We start from the raw sequence: 11392 nt of genomic DNA, 5'->3' as shown, positions 1-11392 counted from the left end.
TTACAACCATGAACCTCGCTCTTCATCCTATCAGCTTGGCTGTATGCCTTATTCTAACTTCGCTTTCTCAAGGCAACGACCAAGCGTGGGTTGTTTATCCCGGTGGAGACGGTGCAGGGAAGGGGAAGCACTTGGTATTCCTCTCGGGCGATGAGGAGTATCGCTCTGAGGAAGCCTTGCCGATGTTAGCCAGGATCCTCAGCGATCGACATGGCTTCAAGTGCACTGTGCTGTTCGCTGTGAATCCAAAGTCCGGCGAGATCGATCCCAACAATGTTGCTTCGCTCCCGGGGAGTGAAGCAATTGGCTCGGCAGATGCCATTGTGATGGCACTTCGGTTTCGCGCCTGGCCAGCCGAGGCGATTGAGAGATTTTCACAAGCGGTTACCGCAGGCAAGCCGATCATCGCGCTGCGGACGAGTACGCACGCATTCAAGTATCCAAAAGGGAGTCCGTATCATAAGTTCAACCGCTTTGGCGAAGTAGTGCTGGGAGAAGAGTGGGTAAATCATTGGGGTGTGCATAAGAAAGAAGCAACTCGTGGGATCATCGAATCCTCCGCCAAAGTCGATCCGATTATAAACGGTGTGAGCGACATTTTTGGCGATACGGACGTCTACGAAGTCTACCCCCCCGAGGACGCGAAGATTCTCCTACGAGGACAGGTTCTCTCAGGCATGAAGAGCGACTCTCCCCCAGCTAGTTATTCCAAGAAGCGAACCAACGACGGCAGGTCGCAGGATGTCAACGACCCAATGATGCCAATCGCCTGGACACGCCTCGTGAAGAATGATGCCGGCAGCACTAACCGTGTTTTCTGTACCACAATGGGGGCTGCGACCGATCTGACGTGCGAAGATTTGCGGCGCCTCATCGTGAACGCGGTGTTTTGGGGACTTGAAATGGAAGTCCCAGAGAAAGCGGATGTGGAGATCGTTGGCGATTTCCAACCGTCCGCGTATGGATTCGATGGTTTCCAACGTGGCGTGAAGCCACAGGATCACGCGATAGAAGCAATGTCCAAGGTTGGCACCTTGCCCTTGTGGCTTCATAAGCATGAACGGATTGCGCTAGTCGGCAATTCGCTTGCTGAGCGGATGAGTCTGTTCGGACATTTCGAATCGCTTCTTCATAGTCGTTTTCCGCAGCAGGAACTCGTGTTCCGCAACTTTGCCTGGCCATGCGACGCGGTTGACAACCGCCAGCGACCCAGTAGTTACAATGCCATCGACGATCCGCTGGAGGTATTCAGCCCCGATACTTATCTCTGCTTTTTCGGATTCAATGAGTCCTTCGCAGGCCTTGAAGGTGAGGCGGCGTTTCGCTTAGCCTATGAAAAATATCTCGACGAGATGGCGAAGCTATACCCTCGTCGATCAGGTGCAGCGCCGCGTTTTGTGCTCGTTTCACCCATCGCTTGGGAACCAACGGGCAATTCCCTCTGGTCAAATGCCGACCAGCGCAATGATCAACTACGACGGTATGCAGCGATCGTCGAGGAGGTAGCAGCAGAGAGAAGGCTCGTATTCGTTGATCTGCTCACTCCGACCGAGACTTTGTTTGCTGCCGAGCCAGGAATGCAGTACACGATCAATGGTTGTCACTTGAACGAAGCAGGTGATAGGGAAGTGGGTCTCATACTAGATCAGGCCCTGTTTGGCAGTCCAGCGTCTGTGAAAGTTGGTTCTCAATCTTTTGGCGAATTGAGAGATGCGATCAACGATAAATCCTGGGTTCACCAGCAAGACTACCGCATGCTCAATGGATGGTACGTCTATGGTGGTCGGCGCACCTGGGACAAGGAGACATTTCCGCTGGAATACGCCAAAATCCGCGCAATGGCCGCAGTGCGAGATCGACGTGTTTGGGACATTGCTCAAGGGAAGTCGCCTGGACCGCCGGATGACAGTGAGACGGGCGAGCTGTATGTACCTGAAACGCGATTTGGGAACCCGAGGCAGGATTACTCTGAGCCCGAAGAACTCAAGTATTTAACTCCGGAAGAGTCCATCGCCACGATGCGAGTGCCAGAAGGTTTTGAGGTGCAGGCATTTGCCAGTGAGCGCGATTTTTCGGAACTCACCAAGCCGGTTCAACTCAACTTCGACAATCATGGCCGCCTGTGGGTTTCGTGTATGCCTACCTACCCTCAGTGGAAGCCAGGCAATCCCAAGCCGAATGACAAATTGCTTATCTTGGAAGACACAGACAGCGATGGTCGCGCTGACAATTGCACGACCTTTTACGACAAACTTCATTGTCCCACCGGATTCGAATTTTGGAACGGCGGCGTTTTGGTGACTGACCAGCCGAGGCTATTGTGGCTCAAAGACACCGACGGAGATGATCGGGCGGATGTCGTTGTCCATCTGCTCGATGGCTGGGCTAGCGACGACACCCATCATGCCATCGGCGCGTACGAGTGGTCCAACGGCGGACTGCTGCACATGCTTGAAGGAGTCTCAATGCATACGGCCGTCGAAAGCCCTTGGGGACCATTTCGGCACCAAAATACCTCGGGTTCCTATGTTTTTGATCCATCAACTTTGAAGATTCGACATTTTCAAACTCCAGGCTATGGCAATCCCTGGTGCTTCGTCTTCGACCCGTGGGGCCAGGGTATCGTTGGAGACGGCACCACTGCCAACCAAACTTGGGCAACACTCCTTTCGGGCGCTCAGTTTTCTGGACGTCGAGGCGTCGACTTGATCTTGGACAATCAAGGAATGCGCCCCGCGGTTGGCAATGAGTTTCTGTTCTCCCGCCACTTACCTGACGAAGTGCAAGGACAGTTTATCTACGCCTGCGTAATAAACATGAATGGTCTCCCGCGATTTGCGATCCGTGACGATGGTTCAGGCTTCCAAGGGGAGCGTCTGATGAAATCTTCAAGGCCCGATGACTTGCTGGTAAGTACTGATAAGAACTTCCGTCCCACGGATCCGCAAATTGGTCCCGATGGCGCCCTCTGGTTTGGCGATTGGTGCAATGCCCTGATTGGACACATGCAATATTCTCAGCGTGACCCCAGTCGCGATCACATCCATGGACGAATCTATCGGCTCGTTGCGAAAGATCACCCTTTGCTTGAGCCGATTACACAGGCGGGCATGAGTGAACAAGAATTACTGGAACAACTTCGTTCCTATGAGCCTCGCACTCGCTACCGTGCTCGCAGGGAATTGCGCGACCGGGATACGGCGAAGGTCATCTCTTCAGTCAAAAAGTGGACCGCTCAACTCGATCCCAGTGATTCTGAATACGACCGCCTGCGATGTGAATCACTGTGGATCTTACAGGGACATCACTCCGTCGATGAAGTGCTCTTGCAAGAGGTATTCCAGTCAGATTCGTTTCAGGCTCGAGCGGCGGCAACTCATCTTGTCGCTGACGAACGTGAGTATTTAATTGACTCATTTTCAATGCTCCAAATGCAGGTACTGGATGAGCATCCCCGGGTAAGGTTGGAAGCGGTGCGGGGACTTAGCTTTTATCCAACTCTCGAAGCAGTCGAAGCGGTTCTCACGGCGTTGGACAAGCCTTGTGATTCCGATATGAAGTACGTAATCCAGCAGACAATCGGGGCCTTGGAGCCGGTGTGGACTGAGCCATTTCAAGCAGGGACGTTCGCTGTCGGGCGTTCTCATTCAAGAGAATTCTTAAACGAATATCTGGCACGCCAGCGTCCCAGTCTCGCTGCTGTAGAACCACTCAAAGTTGCACTCGATCCAGACAATTCCACGCTGGCCCGCAACCACGCATATGACCTACTTGTGAATCTTGCAGGCAATGTCGACAATGGCCGCGCAGTTTTTGGTCGAGTGTGTGCGAACTGTCACCAAGTGGGAAGCTCCGGCTATGAGTTCGGCCCGAATCTTAGCGATGTCGGCAAGCGTCTCGATCGCCGTGAGATTATCGAATCAATAGTTGAACCAAGCAAAAAGGTGGATCCTAAATATGTAACAACAACCATTCTCACTGCCGACGGACTTCCTATGGTAGGATTTGTCCTTAAGAAAACAGAGGATTCGATCACCCTCGCTCTTCCCGAGGGGGTAAGGAAGACCTTTACCAATGAAGACATCGATGAAGTTTTCGAGACAAATCAGAGTAGTATGCCCGAAAACTTGGGCAGTACGATCGCTCCGGCTGAGTTTCTCGATGTGGTCGAATATCTGACGACTCTGAAGTAGCGCCAGGTGGTGAAGGGCTTGAAATCCCTCCAAAATGGGGACATCGGGACAAACCGCACAATTTTTCCGGGCGTCTGCATTTGGTGTAACTCCTTTCAGGCAAAGGGTTTGCGGTTCTTGGTAGTGTTGGCGTGGCACAATTTCTTCCTGCGAATTTGCAACACCTGCAATTTCACTACGCATAATTGCACTGGGGTCGTTACCTCACCTGCACGGATGACGCCGAATTTTGTTCTCCCCCATGCTAACGGAGAGAAATCTGTGAAATCTGCCAAGCCTTTGCTGCTGTGTCTGGTCGTTATCAGTTCCGCCGTCGGACTCCATCAATATCATTCCAGCGACTCCGTTGCTAAGAACTTTTCCCCCGAGAGCATCTCTCTGACAACAGTCTCTCTAGGTGACAAGTCGGTCCGGTTGATTGGGCCGGTGGCACCAGTTGCCGAGAACGTTAGCGGGCTGGTTTTCAAGGCACGCGTTGACACGGGGGCGAGTCGCTGTTCATTGCACGTGGCAGAATGGGAAATCGAAGACGCAGATGCTGAGATGTCCGCTAACGTAGGCAAGACGATTCGTTTTCGCTTGGTGAATCGTCAAGGCGATTCTCAATGGGTCACTCGTCAGATAGCAGAAGTAGATCTCGTTCGCACTTCTGAGGCGGAAGAAATGCGCTATCTCGTGCCCCTATCGTTGTCCTATCAAGGAGTGGAGCGTGAGGTGCTCGTATCGCTCAACGATCGTTCAAAGATGAACTTTGCGATGCTCTTGGGCAGGAACTATCTAGCGGGCGAATTCGTAGTGGACGTGTCGCGTGAAGAAGCCGACGGGAGTTTGTTCGCAGGAAATCCGTAAACACGACATCGGGAAGATGCCGTGAGAACCACAGAGTTCATTCACTCAGCAGCGATTTCTGGCGACTATTTCCCGCCAGTCGTTTAGTACGCGACTCCAATGTCGTCCCATTCTTCGTGCTCGGAGCGCTGGCGACGGGGTCTGCGGGGCCATCGAGAGGGTCGCCGCAGCCAATCTGCTTTAAACGGTCGGTGGCGTATTTGACGTAATCTTCGGAGAGTTCACAGCCAACGAACTCTCGGCCTAGTTTCTTTGCGACGGCCAATGTCGTTCCACTACCAGCAAAGGGATCAAGTACAAGATCACCTTCATGGGAACTTGCACGTATGATACGACCCAAAAGCTGCTCTGGCATCTGGCAACCGTGAAAGCCTTGTCGCTCTTTGAACGTGCCCGCCACTCGAGAAAAATACCAGGTGTCCTGATCGGGCGTAAATCCGTAGGCATCACTCTGGAAATCTTGTGGCCGCAGGATCCAGGTGTCGTCGGGAAGACGCCCAGCGGGATTGGCTCGCTTGTCACCGTAGACTAATGCGCGGGCAGAAGGGACACGAATCGCAGGATCATCGGCATTGAAGGTGAACTTCTTCGCATCTTTCACGAAGTGGAACAGATGTGCATGCGAACGGCTAAACTTGTTCTTGCAGTTCACACCGAAGGTGTAATACCAGATGACCCAACTGCGCGTCGTGAAGCCAATTTCTCGCTGGGCTGCTACTTTCAATTCAGCCGCGTACTCGTCTCCAATCGCCAGCCAAAAGGTGCCTGTTGCCTTGAGCACGCGATGGACTTCAGCAATCCACGTACGACACCAGTCGAGATACTTCTCGTCATCCTGGCGATCGTCATACTGGTCGTATTCGTAGCCGATATTGAATGGAGGGTCGGCGAATACCAGATCGACCGAGCCAGCATCAATACGCTGCATCAACTCAATGCAATGTCCCTGGTGTATCTTCCCTGATTTAAGTGTCATGACTTGATCGGCTAATAGATGTGAGACAATACAACGGTGGGCGCATGTTATCGTACTCTGGTAGAATGCTCAATCTCCAAGAAAACCAATTCGCATCATTAATCTTGATAGGATCCCTATGAAATACGCATTCTGCAACGAAATGTTTGGCGACGAGCCATTTGAAAAAGTCTGGGCTGAGGCATGCAAACTGGGTTATACGGGGATCGAGATCGCTCCTTTCACTCTCTTGCCAGTAAGCGAGTCAGTCGATGTTCGTGAGGTATCTACTGCAAGACGCACGGAAGTGAAACAACAAGCCGCCGATGCGGGGTTGGAGGTCATCGGGCTGCATTGGATCCTGGCCAAAACATCGGGATTCTATCTGACAAGTCCCGAGAAAGCCGTTCAGCAGGAGACAGCAGAGTATCTCAAGGCCCTTGCCCAGTTGTGTGCCGATTTAGGGGGGAAAGTGATGGTACTAGGCTCGCCCCAGCAACGCAACTTGCTTCCAGGAGTGGGGTACGACGAAGCGGAAAGTTATGCCGCGGAGGTACTGCGCACCGCCATGCCAACATGTGAAGGATTGGGAGTAACCATCGCTTTAGAGCCCCTGGGACCTGCCGAGGGTGATTTCATGCTTACGGCCGAAACGGCAATCGATCTGGCAAAGTTAGTTGACTCCCCAAGTTGCAAGCTCCATCTCGATGTGAAAGCTATGTCCACCGAGCCGAACTCGCCGGACGTAGTCATTCGCGAATCCAACGATTGGCTGGTCCATTTCCATGCCAACGATCCCAACTTGCTAGGACCTGGCATGGGCAAGGTTGAATATGGTCCGATTTTCGAAGCCCTCAAAGACGTCGATTACACAGGGTGGGTGAGCGTGGAGGTATTCAATTATGAACCCAGTCCACAAGAGATTGCCAAGCAGAGTATCGACTACATGCAGAAGGTATGGGCCGCCTGTTTCTAGTGCCAAGAAAACGTCCTCAGTTCGCAGCCCGTAGTTCGGCTAGCTTTTGTGCCGTGCCCACCAAGCGATCCCAGTTGTCGTGGATGTACTCTGGCGGTCCACCGACTTGAGCCATGACTTGGGCAGCCTGTTCCGTGGGAACCATTTCGATGGCGTCCCAGGGGCAGACGAGCAATTCGTAGGGGTTCGATTTCTTGCCTGGGATGTGGACACACACTTCGCAGCCCACACATCGTTCCAGATCAATCTCGCACCACTGCTGGTTGCCTTTGAGGATGCCTCCGTTGAGGGACTTCAATTCGATACAATCAACGGGGCATACCTCCAGGCAGGACTCGCAGCCTGTGCAGTTGTCGGCGTTGATGATCGCCAATTCTTTCGGGACTTTTTTGCGGGGACCTTGTTTGGCCATGAGAATTCGTAGGGTTAGCTGCGAAGCTTGGGGTCCTAGCCGCGATGCACTGCATCGCCGGGCATTACATTGTGAAATCTGTCACAATCTTACCTTACCATCGGTCGATAGCCAAGCGGGACTATGGTTTTTCGAGTAGCTTAAAGCAGCTTTTAAGCCTGCATATCCAATTTGGGTACTTGCGAGCGGGCTATTTCTCAGCAGAATTCTGCTTATTAACTATTTGACTCCGTCTTCTCAAGGTAAATGAAAATGAACAAGTTCCTCCTAATTCTACTTTCGAGTCTGCTTGTATCTCAGGGGCAGAAGGTTGCTGTCGCCGAGGCACTCGAGGCCACCGCCACGATTCATGGGGATCGGGCTCAAGGGACGATCAGCAAGCACATCTATGGACACTTCATGGAGCACCTGGGTCGCTGTATCTACGATGGCCTTTGGGTGGGCGAGGAATCGTCGATTCCCAATACCCGCGGGATTCGCAACGACGTGATCGCTGCTCTGAAGGATCTGAATTGCCCGAATCTCCGTTGGCCGGGGGGGTGCTTTGCGGACGACTACCACTGGCGTGACGGCATTGGTCCGCGAGACAAGCGGCCCGAGCGGATCAACATCCATTGGGGGGGCGTCATCGAGACGAACGCGTTTGGCACGCACGAGTTTCTCGACCTTTGCGAAATTATCGGTGCGGATCCGTATATTGCTGGCAATATGGGGAGTGGGTCGCCTCAAGAGATGCGTGACTGGATCGAGTACATGACGTTCGCTGGCGAGAGCGAGCTGGCCAACGAACGACGCGCCAATGGTCGGGAGGAACCTTGGAAGATTCCCTTCTTCGGCGTCGGCAATGAGAACTGGGGCTGTGGTGGGAACATGACCCCCGAGTTCTACTCGGACTTGTACAAGCGATTTGCAACGTTCTGCCGCGATTTCAGTGGCAACCATCTCATGCGAGTCGCCTGTGGTCCGAATGGTGGTGATGACAACTGGACCAAAGTGGTTTTCTCGCGGGTAGGAGGACATGCTCAGGCTCTTTCGCTTCACTATTACACACTTGCCGCTCCCTGGCATGACAAACTCTCTGCAACCGGCTTTGGTGAGGATCAGTGGTTTGGCATTCTCCGCAGTACAATGCGAATGGATGATATTCTCAACTCCACCGAGGCGATCATGAACGACACCGATCCTGAGATTTATCGGGGTCTGTATGTCGATGAATGGGGAACGTGGTATCAGGTGGAAGAAGGGACGAATCCTGGTTTTCTGTACCAGCAGAATACGTTGCGTGATGCCCTGGTGGCGGGCCTCAACTTCCATATCTTCCAAAAACACCACCAGCGGGTGCGAATGTGTAACATCGCGCAAACGGTGAACGTTTTGCAGGCGATGATTCTGACCGAAGGGGAAAAGATGCTGCTTACTCCTACGTACTATGCCTTCGAAATGTGCAAGGTGCATCAGGATACCAAGTTTCTGCCTGTCGAACTTGAGACCCCCGAATACAAATTCGGCGACGCAGCGATTCCTGCAGTAAGTGTTTCTGCATCGCGGGGCGACGATGGCACGGTGTACGTTTCCTTCGTCAATACGCATGCCCACGACTCGATCAACTTGAAATGCCAGTTGGCGGGCGTGGATGCCCAAAAAGTTACCGGTCGAGTGCTCAGTGCCGACAGTCTCGATGCACACAACACGTTCGACCAGCCCAATCAAGTTGAGCCGCGCGAGTTTACCGATGTCTCTCTGAACGACAGTACCTTGAGCACGACACTGCCGCCGCATTCGTTAGTTGTAGTAACGCTCTCGAATTAGTCGACATTCCTAGGAGAGAGATGATCAGAGCCCTGGAGCGGAAGAATTGGCCACTGTTGGCAGTGATCGTCACGATTGTGCTGATGATCGTGCAACTCCGCTTGCAGCACCGCGAGTGGTTTTGCTCGTGTGCAACGTTGCGGGCATGGGTGAGTGACCCGGCGAGTTCTCATACCTCGCAACATTTAGCGGATCCCTTTACCTTCACGCATTTTCAACATGGCTTGGTCCTCTGCTTTGTCGTGGGCTGGTTGGCCAAAAATTGGAAGTGGCCTTGGCAAGTGTGGCTGGCACTTGCGATTGAAGCGGGCTGGGAGATTTTGGAGAACACCCAGTTTGTGATCAACCGCTATCGGGACGCGACTGCCGCATTGGGCTACACGGGAGATTCCATCGTCAACAGCGTGGGAGACGTGCTGGCTTGTTGGTTGGGACTGGTGGTTGCCAAAAAAATCGGCTGGAATGCCACCTGGGTGCTCTTCTTCGCGATCGAAGTCGTGCTCCTGATTACAATCCGCGACAGCTTGCTGCTGAACGTGCTGATGCTGTTCTGGCCCATCGAGGCGATTAAGCAGTGGCAGTTGGGGTGAGAGCGGGTGCGGGACACCAGACACCACAAGCCCTAGGCAAAGGCAAGAATCCTTTCTCGATTCTGCGCACCGCAGAGGGAGTTTCGAGCTGCTGGTTTTGTTGCAAACTTTTCCTACAAAACAAAACCCCCCATTTCGGCACGGTGAAAAATTGCCTCATCTCGTTGGCAGAGCAGGGGTTACGCAGATTTCGGTGCGGTTCTCTTGAAGAGGTTTTGAAAACGAAACCCCTCTGGTCGCTCCCGCAAAGCGGATTGCTTCGTGCCATCAAGGGCTATCGGCGCTAGACGGATCTCTAGCCCATGCCGCTGTTCGGCCCGTAGAGAAGCAGTTCAATTTTCAAAGATCGGCGCAGCGCAGGCGCGTGCAACGCCGATTCTAACAAATCGCGCGGCCAAAAACTTGCGGAAAGTTTCGGCAGTCGGCGAGAGGAGGAAAACAGTATCCATTTTGGGGACACCCGTCTTGCGTGGTGACGCAACGCTTTCGAACGGAACGACTTAGAACAGCCGGTTCGCGCTGCAACAGATGGGTGTCCCCAGGGTTCGCCCTCAGATCGAGTGGGAGAGTCGGTCATGATTGTTCCTCCTGATTCCGAAGACCGCGGTGAAAAGGAAATCCATGGGAGGGCGGTTATATCGCCTCGGGAACTCGGCCTTCAAGATGTGCATTGGTGTACAATCATTGGAGATTGATCAGCCAAATATTCCTGCCATTGCTATCTCTCATGGCATTCGCTTCCCATCAACGACTTTTCGATTATTTTATCGAGTATCCCCAGCGACCAGTCTGACGAAGTCGACTGCCGATATGATGCCATACAATTGGCCCCCTTCGTCGAGGACTAGTATCCGGTGAACCCCCGCCTCACACATCTTGGCAGCGACCTCCCGGACTAGAGTCTCTCGCTCGACCCAGAGCAGACTACTCGCCATGACTTCTTCAACCCGCACGTCGCCGAACTCCTCTAAGGCGAACGAGGACAGACGGATGCTTTCCCACCGCTCCTTCTCTGGGTCGTAGTACCGGGCTTCTTCCGAATTGCCCTCTTCACTCTCCTCACAGTGCTCTTGCTCGAAATTGAGGATATCAGTGGCCGAGATGAGACCGATGCAACGTGAGTGCTGGTCCACGACGGGCAGCCCTGTGACATGGTTCTCAGTGAGCAGACTCATTGCGTCCCGTAGTGTGTTGCTGGGAGAAATGGTGATGATATCACGCTGCATAATATCGTCGGCAGTCAGTGTGACAAAGGTTTTCTCGCACATCGTTTCTTCTCCCAAGCTCAAATGTTATAAAGGGCCAGAATCCCCATTGAGTGGATTCGAGCGAATTGGTCCTGCAATCAGTTAGCAGTTATCTCATAAGTCTTTCTGCGGTGAAAGGACTTACTTGGATATCGGTCACCGACGCTTATTCGAGGCAACTACAAGTGCAAAGAAATTTAGCCAACGGTGTTTCTGTCCATGATTGTGCGACAGCCACTACCGCTCGACAAGGTGGCTAGGGGAGACCGCCAGCAAGGTGGCAAGGATGCGGGCCTCGCGTAGTGCAGGCGAGCCCGTCCAGAACGAGTTCGCCGAGGAGGAACGGGAAAAATACTGTAGC

Annotated in this window: 8 protein-coding genes; 5 read left to right on the top strand and 3 right to left on the bottom strand. The window is 53.1% G+C overall.

All coding sequences use genetic code 11. The features are described 5' to 3' along the window. Nucleotides 1–8 precede the first annotated feature (8 nt). Nucleotides 9–4193: a DUF7133 domain-containing protein gene (locus Pr1d_RS23075; protein WP_148075738.1), complete on the top strand. Its 4185-nt coding sequence runs from the start codon at nt 9–11 to the stop codon at nt 4191–4193. A gap of 261 nt (nt 4194–4454) precedes the next feature. Beyond that, nucleotides 4455–5042, top strand: a complete 588-nt coding sequence (locus Pr1d_RS23070; RefSeq protein ID WP_168205442.1) for a putative ATP-dependent zinc protease — start codon at nt 4455–4457, stop codon at nt 5040–5042. A gap of 37 nt (nt 5043–5079) precedes the next feature. On the opposite strand, the gene Pr1d_RS23065 is transcribed toward Pr1d_RS23070, so the two are convergent. Then, nucleotides 5080–6018, bottom strand: a complete 939-nt coding sequence (locus Pr1d_RS23065) for a DNA-methyltransferase (RefSeq protein WP_238476572.1) — start codon at nt 6016–6018, stop codon at nt 5080–5082. 118 nt (nt 6019–6136) lie between these two features. Between Pr1d_RS23065 and Pr1d_RS23060 the strand changes: the two genes are divergently transcribed. After that, nucleotides 6137–6973: a sugar phosphate isomerase/epimerase family protein gene (locus tag Pr1d_RS23060; protein WP_315853091.1), complete on the top strand. Its 837-nt coding sequence runs from the start codon at nt 6137–6139 to the stop codon at nt 6971–6973. A 16-nt stretch (nt 6974–6989) separates the two neighbouring features. Here the strand turns inward: Pr1d_RS23060 and Pr1d_RS23055 are convergent, their stop codons facing one another. Continuing rightward, nucleotides 6990–7385, bottom strand: a complete 396-nt coding sequence (locus Pr1d_RS23055; protein ID WP_148075735.1) for a 4Fe-4S dicluster domain-containing protein — start codon at nt 7383–7385, stop codon at nt 6990–6992. A gap of 252 nt (nt 7386–7637) precedes the next feature. Between Pr1d_RS23055 and Pr1d_RS23050 the strand changes: the two genes are divergently transcribed. Then, nucleotides 7638–9194: an alpha-N-arabinofuranosidase gene (locus Pr1d_RS23050; protein WP_148075734.1), complete on the top strand. Its 1557-nt coding sequence runs from the start codon at nt 7638–7640 to the stop codon at nt 9192–9194. Between the two features lie 20 nt (nt 9195–9214). Then, nucleotides 9215–9784, top strand: coding sequence for a DUF2585 family protein (locus Pr1d_RS23045; RefSeq protein ID WP_238476571.1), 570 nt, complete (start codon nt 9215–9217; stop codon nt 9782–9784). Between the two features lie 764 nt (nt 9785–10548). Here the strand turns inward: Pr1d_RS23045 and Pr1d_RS23040 are convergent. After that, a complete protein-coding gene (locus Pr1d_RS23040) occupies nt 10549–11052 on the bottom strand; it encodes a CBS domain-containing protein (protein WP_148075733.1) in 504 nt (167 codons plus the stop codon). Between the last annotated feature and the right edge of the window lie 340 nt (nt 11053–11392).

Source organism: Bythopirellula goksoeyrii (assembly GCF_008065115.1).
GTDB classification, from domain to species: Bacteria; Planctomycetota; Planctomycetia; order Pirellulales; family Lacipirellulaceae; genus Bythopirellula; species Bythopirellula goksoeyrii.
Note: the sequence above shows the minus strand (reverse complement) of the source record. Positions and strands in the feature narration are given on the sequence as shown.

Bases quoted from the DNA above. Each gene is read 5' to 3' on its own strand.
- Pr1d_RS23075 (WP_148075738.1), top strand. From the start codon at position 9: ATGAACCTCGCTCTTCATCCTATCAGCTTGGCTGTATGCCTTATTCTA.
- Pr1d_RS23065 (WP_238476572.1), bottom strand. From the start codon at position 6,018: ATGACACTTAAATCAGGGAAGATACACCAGGGACATTGCATTGAGTTG.
- Pr1d_RS23060 (WP_315853091.1), top strand. From the start codon at position 6,137: ATGAAATACGCATTCTGCAACGAAATGTTTGGCGACGAGCCATTTGAA.
- Pr1d_RS23055 (WP_148075735.1), bottom strand. From the start codon at position 7,385: ATGGCCAAACAAGGTCCCCGCAAAAAAGTCCCGAAAGAATTGGCGATC.
- Pr1d_RS23050 (WP_148075734.1), top strand. From the start codon at position 7,638: ATGAACAAGTTCCTCCTAATTCTACTTTCGAGTCTGCTTGTATCTCAG.
- Pr1d_RS23045 (WP_238476571.1), top strand. From the start codon at position 9,215: ATGATCAGAGCCCTGGAGCGGAAGAATTGGCCACTGTTGGCAGTGATC.
- Pr1d_RS23040 (WP_148075733.1), bottom strand. From the start codon at position 11,052: ATGTGCGAGAAAACCTTTGTCACACTGACTGCCGACGATATTATGCAG.